The sequence below is a fragment of the Streptomyces sp. NPDC005878 genome (assembly GCF_040629815.1).
Taxonomy (GTDB): domain Bacteria; phylum Actinomycetota; class Actinomycetes; order Streptomycetales; family Streptomycetaceae; genus Streptomyces.
The window spans coordinates 548,067-564,958 of record NZ_JBEXWK010000001.1; the positions used below are offsets into that span (position 1 = coordinate 548,067).

23 protein-coding genes and 1 pseudogene are annotated in these 16,892 nt (G+C 63.4%); 7 read left to right on the plus strand and 17 right to left on the minus strand.

The window, feature by feature from the left end; genetic code table 11:
• Nucleotides 1-8 precede the first annotated feature (8 nt).
• The gene (locus ABZ404_RS02535; RefSeq protein ID WP_358835268.1) at nt 9-1,619 is read right to left on the minus strand and encodes a peptide-N4-asparagine amidase; all 1,611 of its coding nucleotides are present in this window, start codon (nt 1,617-1,619) and stop codon (nt 9-11) included.
• 158 nt (nt 1,620-1,777) lie between these two features.
• Here ABZ404_RS02535 and ABZ404_RS02540 point away from each other — a divergent pair.
• Nucleotides 1,778-2,065: pseudogene (locus tag ABZ404_RS02540) on the plus strand (ABC transporter ATP-binding protein); the annotation flags it as partial.
• A gap of 147 nt (nt 2,066-2,212) precedes the next feature.
• Here ABZ404_RS02540 and ABZ404_RS02545 read toward each other — a convergent pair.
• Both ABZ404_RS02545 and ABZ404_RS02550 read right to left on the minus strand, forming a co-directional pair.
• A complete protein-coding gene (locus ABZ404_RS02545) occupies nt 2,213-2,434 on the minus strand; it encodes a DUF397 domain-containing protein (protein WP_358829523.1) in 222 nt (73 codons plus the stop codon).
• Nucleotides 2,415-3,233 carry a helix-turn-helix transcriptional regulator gene (locus ABZ404_RS02550; protein ID WP_358829522.1) on the minus strand — a complete coding sequence of 273 codons (819 nt, stop codon included), beginning with the start codon at nt 3,231-3,233 and terminating at the stop codon, nt 2,415-2,417. The genes ABZ404_RS02545 and ABZ404_RS02550 overlap by 20 nt, the downstream gene beginning before the upstream one ends.
• A gap of 142 nt (nt 3,234-3,375) precedes the next feature.
• On the opposite strand from ABZ404_RS02550, the gene ABZ404_RS02555 reads away from it, so the two are divergent.
• The 6 genes from ABZ404_RS02555 (at nt 3,376) to ABZ404_RS02580 (ending at nt 7,204) form a co-directional block, all read left to right on the plus strand.
• A complete protein-coding gene (locus tag ABZ404_RS02555) occupies nt 3,376-3,612 on the plus strand; it encodes a hypothetical protein (protein ID WP_358829521.1) in 237 nt (78 codons plus the stop codon).
• A complete protein-coding gene (locus ABZ404_RS02560) occupies nt 3,609-3,824 on the plus strand; it encodes a hypothetical protein (protein WP_358829520.1) in 216 nt (71 codons plus the stop codon). Before ABZ404_RS02555 ends, ABZ404_RS02560 begins: the two co-directional genes overlap by 4 nt.
• A 314-nt stretch (nt 3,825-4,138) precedes the next feature.
• Nucleotides 4,139-4,288: a hypothetical protein gene (locus ABZ404_RS02565; protein ID WP_358829519.1), complete on the plus strand. Its 150-nt coding sequence runs from the start codon at nt 4,139-4,141 to the stop codon at nt 4,286-4,288.
• 15 nt (nt 4,289-4,303) lie between these two features.
• On the plus strand, nt 4,304-5,491 hold the full coding sequence (locus ABZ404_RS02570) for a cupin domain-containing protein (protein WP_358831769.1): 1,188 nt from the start codon (nt 4,304-4,306) through the stop codon (nt 5,489-5,491).
• A complete protein-coding gene (locus ABZ404_RS02575; RefSeq protein ID WP_358831770.1) occupies nt 5,491-6,399 on the plus strand; it encodes an aldo/keto reductase in 909 nt (302 codons plus the stop codon). The genes ABZ404_RS02570 and ABZ404_RS02575 overlap by 1 nt, the downstream gene beginning before the upstream one ends.
• A 115-nt stretch (nt 6,400-6,514) precedes the next feature.
• Entirely contained in the window at nt 6,515-7,204 is a 690-nt protein-coding gene (locus ABZ404_RS02580; protein ID WP_358829516.1) for a phosphotransferase, read from the plus strand.
• 53 nt (nt 7,205-7,257) lie between these two features.
• On the opposite strand, the gene ABZ404_RS02585 is transcribed toward ABZ404_RS02580, so the two are convergent.
• The 14 genes from ABZ404_RS02585 to ABZ404_RS02650 all read right to left on the minus strand — a co-directional run bounded on the left by ABZ404_RS02585 (nt 7,258) and on the right by ABZ404_RS02650 (nt 16,794).
• The gene (locus tag ABZ404_RS02585) at nt 7,258-7,701 is read right to left on the minus strand and encodes a hypothetical protein (protein ID WP_358829515.1); all 444 of its coding nucleotides are present in this window, start codon (nt 7,699-7,701) and stop codon (nt 7,258-7,260) included.
• A 67-nt stretch (nt 7,702-7,768) separates the two neighbouring features.
• On the minus strand, nt 7,769-8,185 hold the full coding sequence (locus ABZ404_RS02590) for a deaminase (protein WP_358831771.1): 417 nt from the start codon (nt 8,183-8,185) through the stop codon (nt 7,769-7,771).
• Nucleotides 8,182-8,349, minus strand: coding sequence for a hypothetical protein (locus ABZ404_RS02595; RefSeq protein ID WP_358990050.1), 168 nt, complete (start codon nt 8,347-8,349; stop codon nt 8,182-8,184). Before ABZ404_RS02595 ends, ABZ404_RS02590 begins: the two co-directional genes overlap by 4 nt.
• A gap of 17 nt (nt 8,350-8,366) precedes the next feature.
• On the minus strand, nt 8,367-8,612 hold the full coding sequence (locus tag ABZ404_RS02600; RefSeq protein WP_358829512.1) for a hypothetical protein: 246 nt from the start codon (nt 8,610-8,612) through the stop codon (nt 8,367-8,369).
• Nucleotides 8,609-10,432 (minus strand): DNA polymerase, encoded by a 1,824-nt coding sequence (locus tag ABZ404_RS02605; RefSeq protein ID WP_358831772.1) that lies wholly within the window; start codon nt 10,430-10,432, stop codon nt 8,609-8,611. The genes ABZ404_RS02600 and ABZ404_RS02605 overlap by 4 nt, the downstream gene beginning before the upstream one ends.
• A gap of 38 nt (nt 10,433-10,470) precedes the next feature.
• On the minus strand, nt 10,471-10,704 hold the full coding sequence (locus ABZ404_RS02610) for a hypothetical protein (protein WP_358829510.1): 234 nt from the start codon (nt 10,702-10,704) through the stop codon (nt 10,471-10,473).
• Nucleotides 10,697-11,053, minus strand: coding sequence for a hypothetical protein (locus ABZ404_RS02615; RefSeq protein WP_358829509.1), 357 nt, complete (start codon nt 11,051-11,053; stop codon nt 10,697-10,699). Before ABZ404_RS02615 ends, ABZ404_RS02610 begins: the two co-directional genes overlap by 8 nt.
• A gap of 116 nt (nt 11,054-11,169) precedes the next feature.
• Nucleotides 11,170-11,634 carry a hypothetical protein gene (locus ABZ404_RS02620; RefSeq protein ID WP_358829508.1) on the minus strand — a complete coding sequence of 155 codons (465 nt, stop codon included), beginning with the start codon at nt 11,632-11,634 and terminating at the stop codon, nt 11,170-11,172.
• Between the two features lie 79 nt (nt 11,635-11,713).
• Nucleotides 11,714-12,409 carry an FAD-dependent thymidylate synthase gene (gene thyX / locus ABZ404_RS02625; protein ID WP_358829507.1) on the minus strand — a complete coding sequence of 232 codons (696 nt, stop codon included), beginning with the start codon at nt 12,407-12,409 and terminating at the stop codon, nt 11,714-11,716.
• A 231-nt stretch (nt 12,410-12,640) separates the two neighbouring features.
• Nucleotides 12,641-13,189 carry a hypothetical protein gene (locus tag ABZ404_RS02630; protein WP_358831773.1) on the minus strand — a complete coding sequence of 183 codons (549 nt, stop codon included), beginning with the start codon at nt 13,187-13,189 and terminating at the stop codon, nt 12,641-12,643.
• Nucleotides 13,190-13,248: 59 nt separating this feature from the next.
• A complete protein-coding gene (nrdJ, locus tag ABZ404_RS02635; protein ID WP_358831774.1) occupies nt 13,249-15,255 on the minus strand; it encodes a ribonucleoside-triphosphate reductase, adenosylcobalamin-dependent in 2,007 nt (668 codons plus the stop codon).
• An 8-nt stretch (nt 15,256-15,263) separates the two neighbouring features.
• On the minus strand, nt 15,264-15,452 hold the full coding sequence (locus ABZ404_RS02640; protein ID WP_358829504.1) for a hypothetical protein: 189 nt from the start codon (nt 15,450-15,452) through the stop codon (nt 15,264-15,266).
• A complete protein-coding gene (locus ABZ404_RS02645; RefSeq protein WP_358829503.1) occupies nt 15,449-16,015 on the minus strand; it encodes a hypothetical protein in 567 nt (188 codons plus the stop codon). The genes ABZ404_RS02640 and ABZ404_RS02645 overlap by 4 nt, the downstream gene beginning before the upstream one ends.
• On the minus strand, nt 16,012-16,794 hold the full coding sequence (locus ABZ404_RS02650; RefSeq protein ID WP_358829502.1) for a metallophosphoesterase: 783 nt from the start codon (nt 16,792-16,794) through the stop codon (nt 16,012-16,014). The genes ABZ404_RS02645 and ABZ404_RS02650 overlap by 4 nt, the downstream gene beginning before the upstream one ends.
• Nucleotides 16,795-16,892: the final 98 nt, after the last annotated feature.

Consider the following 16,892-nt stretch of genomic DNA (forward strand, 5'->3'; position numbering starts at 1 on the left):
CGACCTCGTCAGCAGCGCCGCAGATCCTCGACGAGGGCGCCCTGGGCGGTCTTGATGCCGCGGTCGTAGCAGCCCTCGGAGCCGACCAGGCGGTAGCGCTCGGCCGAGGTGCCGGTCGCGTGCCGCTGCTCGCGCGGGACGTTCAGGGTCCAGGAGGCGTCACCCCGGTAGGTGTCGTCCAGGTGCGACCACGAGGCCGTCCGGCCGGCCCGCAGGACGGCGGTGTTGGCCAGGTCCCCGAGGGTGATCACGGTCCGCAGCCGGTTGTCCGCGCCGATGGTCGTGGTGCCGTCCATCGTGTACGTACGGTGCACGCGCGCGGTGACGGCCGGGCCGCGCCCGTCCGTGGTGACCGCGCTGTCGTCGGTCCACCTCCCCTTGAGGGCGTCGGTGTTCTCGCCCTCCGTCCAGCGGTGGACGCTGTCGGCGGTGACGCCGCGCTCGACCGTGGTGGTGACCCGGCCGTGCGAGGTGTCGAGGTAGCCGGCCGTGGTCAGCCGGTGGCCCGCCCGGGCGTCGAGGCGCGCCTCGGTGCCGGGCGTGTAGGCGGTGGAGGCCGTGGGGGCGCTCTCCTCGTGGCGGGTGAGGGCGCCGGTGACGACCTGGCTGCCGCGGTCCTGCCACACCAGCACGTTGACCGGCGTCGACCAGCCGGACTGCCCCTCGGGGACTCCGGCGACGGACACCTCCACCCGGTGCGCGCGGCCGTCGTTGAGCAGGGCCGCGTACGGCGTCAGGTCGTACTCCAGCGGCCGGACGTCGAAGGCGTGGGGCGCCGGGACGACGTACCAGAGGAAGGGGTTGGACCAGCCGCCGGTCCACACGTTCGGGAACGGCGAGGCCATTCCGGCGAGTTGGCCGTCGACCGTGATCCGCACCTCGCGGTTGGGGCCGGCGGGCGCCTTGCAGGAGTAGGGAGCGGGGTCCGGCACCGCCAGGTACCAGAACTCCTCGCAGCCGCCGCCCGAGCCCGTCGCGTACACCTCGGCGACGATCCGTTCGGAGTTGCGCGGGGTGGTCAGGGCGGTGCCGTCCAGCGGCAGCACCCGGTCCGGCGCGGCTGCGGGCCTCACCCCGCCCTCGGCGGCGTAGAACGTCAGCGTGACGCCGACGTCGATGACACCGGTGTAGGTCTCGTCGACAACGTTGCCGATGAGCATCTCAACGGGCTGCGGGGAGCGGAAGGTGTCGCTGTACCGGGTGACGTCCTTCTCCACGTTCCAGGCGATGCCGTCCGGTGAGGGTTCGGGCGTGGACGTCCGCAGCACCTCGACGCCGCCGACGTGGAGGTAGCCGAGCCGGTCGTACTGCCTGCCCTTCACCTTCCCGTCGAGCCGCAACACCACCTTGCTCCACTTCTCGCCGCATCCCTTGGGGGGCGCGTAACTCCCCTTGTAGGGCGTGAAGTCGCGGAACTGCGCCTGCGCCAGGGTGACGCGGCAGCTGCGGGTGTGCGGGACGGCGACCGGCGGCGCGGCGGTGACCGGGTCGTGCCAGTCGGTGCCGAACTCGGCCGGGGGGTCGGCCGCAGGGGCCGCCGCGACCGGGCCGCCTCCGAGCATCGCGCCCGCGGCGAGCACCGTGCCGCCGATCATGGACATGATCCTGAGTCGTCTCATGCGTCAGGAGTGAAGCGCGCACGGGCCCGCGGCGCCAGGGGCGGACCGCGGTCCTTGGCGCGTTCCGGTCACCCGGGCGCGAAAACCGATTGCCCCGGGGCCCCGCGGAAGGCGAACCTTGCACGGTTTGAACCACTCTTTCCGACCCTTGGGACGTCATGCAGATTCGCGATCTTCCGTATACGGATCCAGGCGAACCGGACGTCCGCTCGGGTCCCCGCTTCCTGCTGTGGCTGGGCCTCGGCCAGCTCTCCGGGCAGCTCAAGTCGCTGGCCTGGGGGCTGCTGCACCAGTGCGGCATCGCCGGGCTGCCGATCGGCGTCGGCGTCGCCGTCCAGGCCGTGATCGACCGCTCGGGGGCGCGGCTCGCGCTCGCGGGCGGCATCATCGCCGTGCTCGGCGTGGCCATCGCGGTGGGCGACACCATGCTGCACCGCACCGCGGTCGCGTAGTGGACGGTTTTACAACCGGACAGAGGCCACAGTACAACGCTCTGACCTGGGGCTTCCAGACCTGGACTCTCACACTCCAACTTGGAGCGCACTAACTAACCCCCGGCGCGGGGGACACCGGGGGCTAGCTGGTCGGGGATGCTACGCGCCGATCTCCCCGTTGTTCACTGCGCTGACGAACGACGCCCAAGCCTCCGGGCGGATCACCAGTGCCGGCCCCTTCGGGTCCTTACTGTCACGGACGGGCACACCCCCGGCGTACCCGTCGTTGACCTCGACGCAGCTCCCCTGCTGGGAGCCGCTGTACGAGGACTTACGCCAGCCGCTCAGAGTGGACGCGTCCTCAATTTGGTGCTGAGACATGGTTCCTGTATTCCTTCGTTACCGCCCTCAAGAGGGCGAGTGACTGTTGAAGCGGCAACGCCTCGCTCAAGGCAAGATCGTAGGCCCCCTGGATCTCCTCGACCATGGCCGGGCTGTCGTGGATCTTGCCCATGCGGATTCCCTCGGCGTAGGCGATCGGTGGCTGATCCTCGAACCACATCAGCGTCACCATGCCGTCAAGGAGCGGGTGAGGGACCGTTCCGAACGGCAGAACGTTGACCCTGATCCGCCCTGAATCGGCCAGTTCGATGATGTGATCAAGCTGCTCAGCCATGACCATGTGCCCCCCCGTGGGGCGGCGAATCACCGCCTCGTCTAACAGGGCCCATAGTGCCGGGGTCACCGGGTCTTCAAGGAGCTTTGAGCGCGACAGCCTTGTTACAACGGCTTTGTGTCGCTCGTCTTCACCCTCACGAGGGTAACCGGCGTCAATCACCGCCGTGGCGTACGCCTCGGTCTGGAGACTGCCGGGCACGTATGACAGGCCGAACTCGCGGATCATAGTGGCCTGCTGCTCGAACGCCTGAGCCTTCTCAAACCAGTTGGCAACGACGATGCTCGACGGTTCTTGCTGGTTGGGGCGGAACGTGGTCAGCACATCACCAGTACCAAGTGCCTGGTCGAGCCGTTTCGCGTCCACTTCGGACGGATACCTGCGCCCCGTTTCGATAGCAGCGATGAGCGAGCGTGAGAGGACCGCAGCGTCGGCCAGCTCCTGCTGACTCCAGCCCTTCGCCTCGCGCTGCTCCTTCAACCAATCACCGAATGTCTTGGCCAAGGCTTAACTCCCCTTTGTTACACGGCCGTTGTACCAGCCCACCTACTGGCGGAGCCTACCCAGCTCGCCGCAGTCTGTGACTCAGAACGAGGAGACGAGAACACAGAGCGAACCAGCCCCCCGCAGGAAGTGAGCCCCCCTCATGACCTCCACCATCTTGAGTGCCCAGGCGCCCCCGCAACAGACCCCCATCGCCGTAGAGGCGTTCCAGGTGTTGCAGACCGCGATGAAGAACGCGGGCTTCGACACCAGTGGCCTCCACCGCGACACGATCCGTCACCACGACGGCGCGGAGGAAGAGGTCATCCGCTACACGTGGGCGATCCCCTCCGCCTTCCGCGCCGCGAAGGTCTTCCAGGCTGCGAGGCGGTCGCGGTGAACTACCGCGTAGGTGAAGTCGTCATGGACGCTGCTCGATTGCTGGTGGGCAAGATCAGCGCCATCGAGGGTTCGGAAATCACCCTGACGCGCCCCTCTGGCACGGAATGGGTTCAGGAGGAGCGACTGTGCCGGCCTGCCAGCCCCCAGGAGAAGGCCGCGCTGACGCCGCAAGGCACGATCGACTTCATCGGCGAGTCGCACGCGTCATGACCTTCTTAACTGCGTTCGTTGTGGGCGTCTTCTGTGCTGCCCTGTACCTCCGGGGGGCGGCATGAGGCGCTTCAGGATCACCGCTGACGGAATGCTCGTGGGAGTGCTCCTCGCGGTGGCAGTAGTCGGAGGCAGTGTCGGTGTAGCGGTCGCCCTGTACCTCCGCGCGTGAAGCCGACAGTCCTCCCCCAAATCTCCTCGCCTGCTGGCTCCCCTATGTCTGCGGGCGGGGTGCACAACCCTCCGTACCACCGTTGAACCCGGCTGTACGGAGGAGGACACCATCCATCCATCCTCTAGAACTGGAGTAACACATGGACAGCCAAGTCCCCGCTGCCCCCAAGGCGGAGCAGACGCACAGCAGTGGCCTCGTGAAGGCTCGCCGTTCCATCCGGGCGGCCCGTGAGCGCGGCGTCGCTGCGTCCGACGGCGGCTCGACCGGTCGCACCGACGGCAACGACTAGTCCGGAGGAAGCACCTTGTCGCCACTGAACTTGGCGGCACACCTGGGCCAGGACACGTTCCTGGCCCAGGTGTTCCACCGCCAGCACCTCCATGTCACCGGGGCCATCAAGGACCCGGCCTCCCTCATTTCTTGGGACGACCTCAACAACATCATCGCGGCACAGCGGTTGGAGCCCCCTCGGCTCCGTCTGTCTGTGGAAGGGGAAATGCTGCCGCAGTACCGGTATGCGTCTCCGGTCTCTACGCGCCGCCATACCGTCTACAACCGGCTCATGCCGAGTGAGCTGCACGCCCGTCTCCGGGAGGGTGCCTCCCTCGTGATCGATGCGATCGATGAGATTCATCCGGCCGTTGGGGCTGCCGCCGCGGAGCTGGAGGGTTGGCTGCGGACCGGTGTGCAAACGAATCTGTATGCGTCATGGACTGCCAAGGAGGGCTTCGGCACTCATTGGGATGATCATGACGTTGTGGTCGTCCAGATCGATGGTGCGAAGCGTTGGCGTCTCTTCGGGCAAACCCGCATCGCTCCTATGTATAAGGACACAGAGGAGCCGGAAGAGCCCCCGCAGGAACCGATTGCGGAACTGGTACTGCGTCCGGGGGACATCCTCTACTTGCCGCGTGGCACCTGGCACGCGGTTTCGGCTTCCGAGGGCGAGCGTTCTCTTCATCTCACCTTCGGTATTCAGACCATGAGCGGTGCCCAGCTCCTGGCTTGGCTCGCGGATGATCTCCGGAGTGAGGAGCTGCTTCGTCTCGATCTTCCGGTCCACGCTCCCCCAGGCGATCGGCGTACCTACCTCGAAAAGGTACAGGCCCTGGTCTCGGCCGCGCTGGACGATCCCTCTGTGATCACTCGGTACGTCGCGTCTCGGAACGAGACCGACCTTCAACGTCTCCGTCCGAGCCTTCCGTACATCGACGGACTGCCGGCCGATGGCCTCTTGTCGGTTCGGCTGACCACGGGGCGGGCCTCGATGAGCCGCCAGAACGGCTCGGTGATCTTCCGTGCTACCGACAACGAATGGGAGTTGGCGGAGGAGGCCGCCCCACTTCTCTCGTACCTGATTGAGACGTTCCCTCATCCGGTGGCGCTTTATGAGCTGGCGGGTACGTCACACCTGTCCGTCCCTACCGTGGCTGCGTTCCTCTCGGAACTGGTGGACGGCCAGGCGCTCACGGTCGTGGGGCGGGACCGGTGATGGCGGCGGACCTCGGTTTGGGGACGTACCGCATCGACCCCAAGTCGATGTCGCTGGCAGTGGCCATGGCGAATATGGATGCGGACACGGCGTGGGTTGATACCGCTCCGAACTACTTGGGCGGCCTGGCCCAAGAACTTCTGGCTCCCATCCTCGTGCGCTTCCCGAAGGTTTCGGTCTCCTCGAAGGTTGGGTTCCTCAGCACCGACGCGGCGATTGCCGCGACGCATGAGGGCGTCCTGTCTTCTGATGAGGTGGACACCGAGTACTGCTTGCGGCCCCGCTACGTCGAGTGGCAGGGCCGTCGCAACTGTGCCGAGTTGCGCAAGAAGAAGCTGGATGTGCTGTTCGCGCACAATCCGGAACGCGTCGATGGTGACGTGTACACCGTTCTCAAGGGCGCGTTCGGGGCCATGGAAGCGTTGGTTTCCGAGGGGACGATCAAGTCGTACGGTGTGGCTACCTGGGACGGATTCCTTAAGGGGCGGTTGCGGGTCAAGGAGCTGGACAAGGTGGCGGCAGAAGCGGCCGGCACTCGTGACCACCACCTCAAGGCGATTCAGCTCCCTGTCTCGCTCGTCATGTCCGACGCTTTTGAGTCAGCCCTTGAAGGGAAGGGTCCGATTGCGGAGGCTGCGGAGTTGGGGTGGGACGTTTTCGCCTCGGCGCCGCTCTTTGGGGGGGAACTCCCCGAGCTGGCGCACAGAGACCTGACAGCCCTCATCGCCCCGGCCCTTACGGTTCCAGCCGCCTGCATCCTTGCAGTGGCGTCATGCCCTGGGGTGACACGGGTTCTACTGTCGGCCTCTACGCCGTCACACTGGCTAGAGGCATACGAAGCGACCATCAAGCCGACGGTCCCGGCCCCTGCTCTGCGGAAGGTGTTCGATGTACTGTCCTCCGACTGATCCCCAGGAGGAACGCTGGGTTCGTCATGCGTTCGAGAAGAGCTGCGACACGCTCGACGCTGAGCCCAGTGGCACCCCCGTCTGGGGATTTCAGGGGCGGACGCTCAGTGGGGCAGTGACCAGCCTTCCCTACGGCAAGTGCTGGCTGCGCGTCGTGCACGCTCCCGCGAAGAAGGCGGAGGGCAAGCACTGGGAGGGCAACACCCTTGCCTCTCTCCTCTTCGACGGCCGCGTTCAGAAACCGCGGTTGTACGAGACGATCGAGTTCTCCCATGGGACCTTGGTCTTCCAGGCGGAGCTCGGAGCATTCGTCGGGGAGCCGGTGTGCTCCACCGAGCCTGTTCTGCGTGAGCCCTTGGAACTGTCGGACTCGTGGTGGGATTCCCTTCGTGGCGACATCGCTACGGTGGCCGGCGTTGCTACCAAACGGGAGGCAGTACGGCAGGAATGGGTGGATCGCTGCGTCCCCCAGTTTCTGGGGATCGACCCTCCGCAGATCACGGAGTGGGAGACGGCGCACGGGGACCTACACCCAGCGAACCTGACTCGTGAAACGCCGTGGCTGCTCGACTGGGAGGGGTTCGGTCTGGCTCCTGTCGGGTACGACCCCGCGATGCTCCTGGCCTACTCGGGTCTTGTGCCCACGATGGCGGAACGGGTCCGTAAGGAGTTCCCGGTCCTGGACGCTCCATCTGGGCGGACGGCTCGGATCGTCGTGGCCACGGAGCTGTTGCAGTCCGTATCGCGTGGAGATCACCCCGAGTTGGAGCCATCGCTTCGCGCGCTGGCGCTGGGATCTGAGTAGCACTGGTAGAACACAGCAAGGCCCCCTCCGAAGAGGGGGCCTTGCTTGTGGGCTCACGCGCTGCCGTTGGCTTCCTCGTACTTCGCAAGGAACGCAGGGGTCGCCCTTTGCCGAACCATCTTGTCGAGGGCGTCACCATGGACGTTCCTCTCAAACGCCTCTTCCACCCAGGCGGGGATTCGACCAGCGGAACTGAGCGGCAACTTCGGCTTGGTCAGCTTGGCAGCCCACACACGAACCTCAGCCGAGTCCGGTCCGGAGGGGCCACTCCTCACGGCCTTGGCCGTGGTCCGGGGTGCAGCCTGTTGGGGCTCCTCGTACACGACCTCGATCTCGTGTTCGTTCAGCGTCGCCAGGAGCTTTTCATGAGCGGCCTTGAACGCCTTGTACTCCTTACGAATCTGATCGATGATCTTCGGGTCAGTCACCTCGCCCTGGTACTCGTCCTCACCCACGGTGAGGCGAATGACCTGCACAACCTCAAGTTCGTCCGACATGGCTCACTCCTAAGATTCGCGGCCGAAGCCGGCGCATCAGACACAAACTTCGGATCACGGTACCGCATCAGAACCGTATGCGATCGGTCGTTCCCCGATCGAGGTATACCACCTCGCGAATCCCGGACGACCTGATCAGTTTCGTACAGTCCTGACACGGGGATCGAGTTATGTAGATCGTCGCACCCTGGCAGGCCGGCCAGTCCGCGTAGAGGAGAGCATTGGCCTCGGCATGGGTTTCAATACAGTCTTGGTATGAGGACCCGGAGGGGACATCCGAGAGGCACCGCGGGCACTCTCCACCGCTGCACGACGGGCCTCCTGGAGGCGATCCGTTGTAGCCCGTAGCGCGGATTCGCCGGTCTGGGCCGACCACCACAGCTCCGACGCGGCTGCGGCAGCAATCACCTCGTACAGCGACAGCGCAGGCGATATTGAGGAAGTACCAGTCCCAATCAGGGCGCTCACCGTGGTTCTCTTTCACTTCGCCGGGTGTTCTCCGCGATTCTGGTGATCAAACTCGGCCGCTTCGATCAGCATTCCTAGGTCAACCTCGTTGTCGGCGCAGCAGTTACAGCCACCCTCGGCTACGGTTTCTCCTGACTCATCATGGATGAGGGCGACGTAACCGCACTCGTCGCCCTCCACTACGTAGTCCTTTGGATTCATTCGCCGGCCTCCGCGATGAGCTGGTCCGGGGCAACCATGATGAGTTGCCAGAAATCGGCTCCCATGGCTTCGGCCAAATCCTTGGGGACGCCCCATTCCTTGGCTTCCTTAATGATGATGCCGGTCAGCCGTGCGGCCCTGATTCCTAGGTCCGCGGCATTGCCGAGCACGCGGGCGTTCATCTCGTTCTGAAGGCTGTCCAACAGGTCGTTGAAGGCGTCAGGGCGTTGTTCGTCGTTCATTTTTCCTCCTGGTGGATGATGTCGCAGAGGTCGCAGTACTGGCCCTCGGCCATGTATCCGCATCCCCAGCTCTTTCCGTAGACCGACACGTCGGTATCGATGAGGACACCGCTCATGGTGTCTTTCATGATTTGAGCGGCTTTGGTGGTGGCCTTCAGGGCGTGCTCGGTAGGGAACTGGAAGATCACCTCGTCATGCACCGGGAGGAGCATCCAGGGTCCGTATCCGGCTTCGTGGAGACGAAGGATCGCCCGACCGGTCACGTCGCGGCTGGCGCTTTGGACCGCGTAATTCAAGGCGGCGTATGGGCGCCGCTTGTCCACCAGCAGTCGTCGGCCGGTGATGGTGGTGATGTATCCGTTCCGACGAGCTTCCTTTTGAAGCTCCTCGGAGTACTCCTTGACTCTTGGGAAGGCGGCGAAGAAGCCGTCGATCGCTCGACGTGCTGTCTCTTCGCTGACGCCGGCCTGTGAGGCCAGGGCCGCCCAGCCTCCGCCGTAGACGGTCAGGAACCCGGCCATCTTTCCGGTGCTCCTGTCCACCCCCGCAGAGTCAGCGGTGATCTGGTGAAGGTCGGCGCCCTCTCGGAAGGCCCGCTTCATGGCCTTGTCTCCCGACAGGGCTGCCAGGACTCGTAGTTCCTGTGCTTTGTAGTCAACGGCGCAGATGGTCATGCCTTCGTCGGCTATGAACCCGCGGCGTACGAGTGAGTCTCCCGAGGGGAATGTCTGTGCCGGGATGGCTCCGGAGATAGACATCCGGGCTGTCCTGGCGCCCATCGAATTTATTGCGGCGTGCAGCCTGTCATCCGAGTCCCGGTTGTTCAGCGCGTTGTCGAACCATGTGCTCTTGGCCTTCGCGGCTCGCTTGCCCTGGTAGATGGCCTCGCAGAGGGGGTCATCTATGTGGGCCTTGAGAAGGTGGTCATCAACCTTCGGCTGTCCGGTCGGCGTGCGTTCCGTGATGGTGATGCCACGGGCGACGATCGCTTCCCCGACCTGCTTCGGGCTGTTGATGTTCTCCAGGCCCAGGCGGGCGGCCACCTCCTTGAAGTGGACCTCCGTCCGGGCCAGCTCGTTCGCACGGTCCTGGACGTACGGCACGTCGGCCTTGATGCCCTTCCGCACCATGTAGGCGCAGACAGCGGCCAGCTCGTGTTCGTAGGGAAGGAGCTTGCGGGCCGTGGCCGGAATCTTGGGCTTGAGGAGCTTGGCCAGGCGGTACGCGAGGACGGGGTCCATCCCTGCGTAGAGGTTGAAGCCCTCATGCTCCAAGGGGATCACGGGCCACACTTCTGCCTTTTTGACCCGCAGCTCCTTGGCGATGGTGGTCATGGAGCCCTTCACCTCATCGGCCACTGCTGCTGAGAGGTAGTGGCGGGTGAGTTCTTCGAGCGAATGACCTACGCCGCCGTCTTTCCGGCCCCGGCTGTCCACGAGGTGGGCGATAATGCGGCTGTCCAAGAGGCGGGGGAAGACCGTTTCGGCCTTGATTCCCCACACCTTGTCCATGCAGAGGATGTCGTACGTCCCGTTCTGCATGATGAGCTTCCTGACCCACCCAACGGCCTTGATGGCGTCCTCTCGGAACTGGCCACCTCTCTCGGTGGGCAGGACGTAGCTCTCGTACTCGTTGCCGAATTGAGCGAGTCGAATACGGAAGCCGTCCTCCCACCAGGAGAGACCGTCAGTCTCGGTGTCGAATCCGAGAGCGTTGTGGTTGGCCTCGACAAAGCGGTGAAACTCCGGGAGATCAGATTCATCTTCTACAACGTTGATCCGCACCAGATCGGTTTTGATCTTGTAGTTGATGATCTTCAATTAACATCTCCCATGTCTCACACTCCAACTTGTGCCGCTCAGAAAGGCGGCTCTGTGCTCTGCTCGGACTCCCTCGGGAGTACGTAGCGGCGAGTCACGTCGAAACGCTCTCCGACGAGGAACACGCCGACATCAAGGTCAGCTCCGTACCGGGCGAAGAGGCCGCGGAGGATGTTCTTCAGGTGTTTCTCGTTCTGGGCGAATCGGAACTCGGAACCGTTGTTCGATCCCCATCGGGCCGAGTAGACGATGAACTCGGGAAAGTCAGGCATGGGGGTCCTCCTTGAGGATGCCTACCGTCACCCCGTCCTTGTAGTGGATGAAACCCTCGTATCCGACGATCCACTTCATCGGGGCACCGTTCTCGAAGTACTCATCTGCCGGCCTGCCATAGATCTCCGGGGCTGCGGTGCCGTCTTCGTCGTCCATGTAGTCCGACCACCGGTTGCCGCAACATGAGCAGTCGCGGTAGCCATCGAAATAGAGACCGATGTCCCCGGCGCGCGCTACGGCCTCCTTCGCGGAGTCCGCTTCCACAACGACGAAGTGGCTGATGCCGCTCTGTTCGTCGTAGTCGAAACCCCCGCCGGAATTGTTCTGGCCGAAGGTGAAGAACGGCATGTCAGTAAGTACCTTCCAGGGTTGCCGGGAATTCGGGTTCCTCGCTGTCCGGCCCGATTCGCCGCTCAATGGTCATGTTGTTGTGGGCGTAAACGTGAAGCGGGATTTCGTCCCAGTTATCGAACACCGGCCGCCTCCAGGTTCAGGCGGATCTCGGCAAGGCGGTCCTTGTAGGTCTGTGCCTGCCGGAAGTCCTTGCGCTCCTCGGCCCGCAGCATGGCGGCCTCGATGATGTTCTTTCGCTCGGTGAGGTGCTTGACGAGCTGCACGTACCGGTGACCGCTGCTCGCCTGGCCTTCCCACGACCGCGCCTGCCGCCGGTAGAGGCCGGCTTCCTCCTCGGCCTTGCTCAGCTTGGCCTGGAGACTGCGGACCGTCGCCCGCTCTCCGTCGAAGCACTGAGTCCAGTACTTCTTGGAGTCCTCGGCGTCTCGCAGCTTCTTAGCCAGGTCACCCAGGTCCTTCCGAAGGGATTCGACCAGCGCGGTGTTTTCGTCCTTGACTTCAACGGTGACCTTGTGAACCGGAACATTTCGAAGGTCCATCAGACGGTTCTCGCCGTATTCACGGGAGTAGTTCATTCAGTCCTCGTCTTCATCGTTGGTGCAGTGCCGGTTGCCGCAGAGAGGCAGTCGTCTATGTCTTCAAGCCAGGAGTTGATTAGGGGGTGACTCGCCCGTGCGCGTTGAACATCTCCATGGCGATAGGAGCAACCGTCTGGGCGTGTTCCTCGACCTTCATTGCGCCCTCCTGAATCTCGTACAGGGGGAAGGTAGGGAAGGCGGACTTCTCGTGGGCCCATCGCAGGCTCAGGAAGTTCATGGCGGACCGGAGGTTCACGGTCCAGAAGAAGGAGGTGTAGGTCGAGAGTGGAAGAACGTCTCGGGCGACCTCGCGGGCGATGCCGCCTTCGAGCATCGACGTGTACTCGTCCCAGGCCCAGCGCGCTATGCGCTCGTGTGCGGCCTTGACCTGAATTTTCTGCTCGTACGTGCCCTCCTCGAAGATGTATGCGCCGGGCTTCCCTATCTGCTGGAGAGGTCGGCCCCCGTGAGGGACGTAGAACTCGGGCTCCAACACCTTGTAGCGTCCCGAGGTTTCGTTGAATGAACTGACCCGGTGTCGGAACCATTCACGCGCTACAAAGATCGGGACATCGACTTTGAACTGAAGGATGACGCTCTCAAACGGGCTGCCGTGCCGGTCTCGGGCCAGCATGTTGAGGAGTCCCCGGTCCTTCTCTGGGCTGCCGGCCGCTCCAGAGGAGACGCGCGCGGCTCGTACGATGCTGTGGTCTCCGCCCATGTGGCCAACCAGCTCGACACCAATGTCAGAGCGGAAGCGGATCTCAGTCACAGTTGACCTCTTCGTATTGCGGGGCACATCCGTAGCAGGCCAGTTCTTCGCAGCCGTCAATGTCTACGGAAGTCAAATCTTCCGGGGCGCAGTCTGCGCCGCATTCGTAACAGGGCTCAAGGCTTTCTGCCCAGAGGTCATATTCCGTGGTGGGCACTGTTCTCCCTGTGCGCCGGGGGCCGGGAATGCGCCCGGCCCCCAAGTGTCACACTCCAACTTGAAGTGCTGAATTTACTTACCGTTGTACCACTCGATGAAGTCACAGCCGTCGTTGCTGCGGAAGTCGCGAACCTTCTCGGCGCACTTGAATGCGCGGTAGGGCTTGTCGAACTTGTTCTTGCCCCACTGGGTGTAAGCGGAGGGGGTGCCGCAGTGGCAGTTCGGACCGGGGCCCGGATCGCTGGACTGCTGAACCTTGCCACCAGAGAAGGTGTTCTTCGGGCCGCCAGAGTTACCCGAAGGCGCCTTGGCACCCTTCTCGCTACCGTTCAGTTCGGTATTGAACGCCTGGATCTTGGCCGCCCGCTTCATGAGCGAAGCGAGCTGCGGCCCCTCCTCCTCTAGCACCTTGTCCATCTCAGTGATGGTGCCGGCCCGGAGGACCAGGAGTGAGGCGTCATACCCGGTACCCCCCCTGAAGGAGAGGGTCACACCTTCCTGCGTATGGGCGGTGGTGGCGGTGGTGGCAGCAGTCACAGGCGACTCCTTGACGATTTCGGCAGTGGGGGTTTCCGCGGGCTCATCCCACGGAGAAGAGTTTCCGAAGGGGCTCTCGTTCATGTCTTTATCCTCTCACGAAGAGTGTCACACTCCAACTTCTGGAGCTGTGAATAGGGTCACTAGATCGGACAGGCCCCGGAGGCGCAAACCTCGTCATATCCCGTGTCGGTCGCGCTTTCACCAATAAACGCGATTGCGTCAAGGTAGGCCGCTTCGCTGAGTCGTTCGTAGGGGGCCTGGTCTCGGCTCAGCTCGGGAAAGATGGTGCTTCCCTTGAGGGCCGGCAGGAAGCTCTCCAGCACGTCATGGACATCCTGAAGGGTGTACTTCTCGGGATTGACCGACGCCGTATAAGACACCGCCTGGTCGGCCCAGAGGTCCTGATAGAGCTGCTGCACTGAGAGCATCTGCTCAAGGGTCAGTTCTCCTGCGTGCTCGAAGAACTCGGCCTTGTCCGGATGCTCTACGAGCAGAGGGTCAGTAGTGGGGATCTCGACCACGGTCGTGTTGGTTGCATAGATACATGGCTCGGTGTAGTAGCCCTTCCTCTGGTACTCCTCGATCTGTGCCGCCTCGGTGGGTTCGATGTTGGAGAAGCGGATTCGCCTCATGAAGTGGCCCGCGAAGGGAGCGTGGATGCCCTCGCCGGATGCGGAGGCGAGCTTGCTCGTGGTGCCAGTCGGGGCGATGACGCGCTTCTTGACGGGGGTGGGGATGCGCAGCTCGTTGGCGTACTCCGCGGCGGCCTGGTCCACGACCTCTGCGAGGTGCTTGAGGGCGAACCGAACCTCGTGGTTGTACGGGGCCCGGCTGTACTTGATGCCCTGCTTCACCAGGTAGTCAGCGAAGCCCAGGTGGCCTAGCCCGATGCGCCGGTACTTCTGGATGGCTTCGTACGACTTCGGGTCAGCGACCTTGGCGAACGTCGCCCTGATCAGGTACCGGGTAGCCAGGCGGTGTGCCTCCTCCAGGCCCTCGAAGTCAGGCTCCCCGTCGGTCACGAACTGGCCGAGGTTCAACGACCCCAGATTGCACGGCTCCCAGGGGGTCAACGTGGCCTCGCCGCAAGGGTTCGTGGTGAAGGTCCCGTCCACCTCCCCGACAGCAGTCAGGGAGCTGTTCCAGAAGCCGGGCTCGCCTGAGCCAAGGGCACCCTCCGCAAGCCTCAGCATGACGCTCCGCGCATGGGGGTTCTCGTCGTGCAGTGCCCGGATGAACGAGTCATCGATCTCTACCGAAATGTTCGTCGTCCACATCGCGGTCTGGTCGCTGCTCTTGCACTTCAAGAACTCCTCGATCAGTGAGTCATTCCAGTGCATGATGCTCATTCGAGCCGACCTGCGGACACCGCCGGCCACGATCGCCATTGCGATCTGATGGTCAATGGCCATGGCGTCCATGCCGGTCATTGGCCAACCGGCAGCGTCCGTGAGGACCTTGCCGACCTCGATCATCATGCGCGCGAAAGGCTCTGGCCCGGACGCCGTACCACCGAAGCTCCGCAGGGGAGCCCCCTTGGCCCGGACGCGGCTCACGTCGTAGACCCGGTTCTCGTGCTTGGTGGTGGGGTCGTGGGCGGTTCGGATGAGGTCGCCCAGGGCGCCAGCCCATCCTTCGCGGCTGTCTTCCGTGGAGTAGGCCCCGGCCCACTCGTAGTCGTACTCGGTGCTGATCAGCCCGGCCTGGGCCAGATCCGCGTAGTCCGGGTGCTGCGGGTCGCAGACGATGTGCACGCGCACGCGGTTCTGGATGACGGGGAAGTCGTGGAGGTAGCGGGAGCTGTAGTTGGAGCCGACTCCGCCGCCTTCGGCCAGGCGCAGGAGCGCGAAGGTGAAGTGCTCCTCCGGCTTGTCAGCTGTCCATCCGGCGGCCCAGCAGTTGTTCAGCGCAAAGTCGTTGACGCCCGAACTCTTGAGGTGCCGGCCTGCGGGCAGGAAGCGGAAGTTCTCGATGAGGTAGGTAAGCCGCTCTCGCTCGTCCTCCTCGATGTAGCGGTCCTGGACCAGGGCGAGGTTGCCGTCTACGACTCGCTGTACGGTCTCGGGCCAGGTTTCCATCTCGCCGTTGGGCTTCTTGCGGGAGTAGGTTCGCCGGTAGACGGTCTCTGCGGTTTCGGTCTTGAACAAGTGGGCTCCTAGGGGTTGGTCTTGAATGCGTCGTTGAGCATGTCAAGCAGAGCGGGGTAGTCCTGGCGGTCGATGTTGACTTCGAAGGACTCGCCCTTGGTGTGGATTCCGAGGTAGACGGAAGTGGTTACGCCGCTGTCGTAGACCACCTCAATTGCTACGTCTTCTCGGTGGTATTGGTGGCGGGTCTCGATCATGCGATCTGGGCCTCTCGTCGCAGGTTTCGGTTCATCTCGTAGGAGAGAGCGACCACGGCTCGGGAGAGTGCGATCTCATCGGCGTGGTTCTCCATAGACAGGCCGTAGACGAAGCGCTTGAGGAGGAGCTTGCGGTATCGCTCGTTGACCTTCTTCAGTCCGGCCTTGGCGTCCTGACGCGCCACGAACAGGTTGTCGGTCACCTTGCAAGAAGTTAGGTCGTCTTTCTTCCCGATCAGCTCACCGAACTCCTCATCGGTGTAGAGGAACGTCCTCAACGCCGTCTTGGCGTCGTCCGGGGTGTAGTAGTACTCGCCGTCCATGAGGTCTCGATAGTTCCGTTCCCTGGCCGCGTATCGCTGGCCGGCCTTCCAGAAAATCTTGCGAAGGAAGTCCTCGTCGGTGTAATGCTCCGCGATGATGTGGCGCTCGTTTAGCGCGTGCATCATGATTTCCTGCTTCACGTCGTCGGGCTCAACGATCTGCCAGCGCTCGGCAATGGCGTAGGCGATTCGGCCCGCCAGATTCGCGAGGTAACCCCAGTCCATCTCGTCCTTGTTCATGCTGCCGCCCCCGGCGAGTATCGGTAACCGCCGAAGTCGAATTCGTTGGCCCGGTTCATGTAGACCACTTCGGGCTTGAAGTGGCCGCTCTTGCTGTACTGGAGGACACCGAATGCCTTTTGCCAGTCCCCTGGTGTGCCCTTGAGGTAGTCCGCGCAGGACTCGTCCATGACGTGGCCGACCTCCACTCCCCAGATGGTCTGGGGCTCTCCGATTCCGAGTGTGTGTGGGATCGCCGCGGCTCGGTGGGTGTGTCCCATGACGATCGACTTCGTGAAGCGCTTCGCCGCGTTGAGTGCGGTCATGCCGGCGACCTGCGTGAGCCGGATACGTCCGAGGTGGCCGTGAGTAGTGACGACGTTCGGGAAGACCTCATAGAAGTCGGGGAGTCGCTTCACGCCGAAGTCCTCGAACCGGCACAGGTTCTCCAGGTGGAAGAACTTGGAGTCGGCTAGGGCCGGGGCGTACTTCTCCAGGTACTGACGGGGGCGAAGGTCGTGGTTGCCCTCATGGATTCCGAAGAATCCATCGTGCACCTCACGGACGGGATCTATGAACTCCTTGATGAAGTCTTCGGCTTCTTGCTCGACGTTGCCCGCGTATTCCTTGCGGGTGTCCTTGGTCCAGCGGGCCGGCCCTTCGAAGTCGAGCGCGTCACCGATGTGAATCACGCCGTCAGGCTGGATGTCGGAAATGAAGTCAACAACCTGCTTCAAAGCCTGTGGGTCGTGCTTCGGATTCTGTGAGTCCGGGCAGACGACTACGATCTGATCCTTCATGCACTTCCACCCTTGTAACCGTTGATTTTGGTTAGAAACTTGTGAGCAGCGACCCATCTGAGATAGTGGGCTCGGGTGCGTTCCTCTGAGGTCACTCG

Excerpts from the sequence above, each read along its gene's own strand:
- ABZ404_RS02640 (WP_358829504.1), bottom strand. The coding sequence starts at position 15,452 with ATGATCGAGACCCGCCACCAATACCACCGAGAAGACGTAGCAATTGAG.
- ABZ404_RS02620 (WP_358829508.1), bottom strand. The coding sequence starts at position 11,634 with ATGAACTACTCCCGTGAATACGGCGAGAACCGTCTGATGGACCTTCGA.
- ABZ404_RS02545 (WP_358829523.1), bottom strand. The coding sequence starts at position 2,434 with ATGTCTCAGCACCAAATTGAGGACGCGTCCACTCTGAGCGGCTGGCGT.
- ABZ404_RS02645 (WP_358829503.1), bottom strand. The coding sequence starts at position 16,015 with ATGAACAAGGACGAGATGGACTGGGGTTACCTCGCGAATCTGGCGGGC.
- ABZ404_RS02555 (WP_358829521.1), top strand. The coding sequence starts at position 3,376 with ATGACCTCCACCATCTTGAGTGCCCAGGCGCCCCCGCAACAGACCCCC.
- ABZ404_RS02650 (WP_358829502.1), bottom strand. The coding sequence starts at position 16,794 with ATGAAGGATCAGATCGTAGTCGTCTGCCCGGACTCACAGAATCCGAAG.
- ABZ404_RS02565 (WP_358829519.1), top strand. The coding sequence starts at position 4,139 with ATGGACAGCCAAGTCCCCGCTGCCCCCAAGGCGGAGCAGACGCACAGC.
- ABZ404_RS02575 (WP_358831770.1), top strand. The coding sequence starts at position 5,491 with ATGGCGGCGGACCTCGGTTTGGGGACGTACCGCATCGACCCCAAGTCG.
- ABZ404_RS02585 (WP_358829515.1), bottom strand. The coding sequence starts at position 7,701 with ATGTCGGACGAACTTGAGGTTGTGCAGGTCATTCGCCTCACCGTGGGT.
- ABZ404_RS02610 (WP_358829510.1), bottom strand. The coding sequence starts at position 10,704 with ATGCCTGACTTTCCCGAGTTCATCGTCTACTCGGCCCGATGGGGATCG.
- ABZ404_RS02535 (WP_358835268.1), bottom strand. The coding sequence starts at position 1,619 with ATGAGACGACTCAGGATCATGTCCATGATCGGCGGCACGGTGCTCGCC.
- ABZ404_RS02600 (WP_358829512.1), bottom strand. The coding sequence starts at position 8,612 with ATGAACGACGAACAACGCCCTGACGCCTTCAACGACCTGTTGGACAGC.
- ABZ404_RS02630 (WP_358831773.1), bottom strand. The coding sequence starts at position 13,189 with ATGAACGAGAGCCCCTTCGGAAACTCTTCTCCGTGGGATGAGCCCGCG.
- ABZ404_RS02615 (WP_358829509.1), bottom strand. The coding sequence starts at position 11,053 with ATGCCGTTCTTCACCTTCGGCCAGAACAATTCCGGCGGGGGTTTCGAC.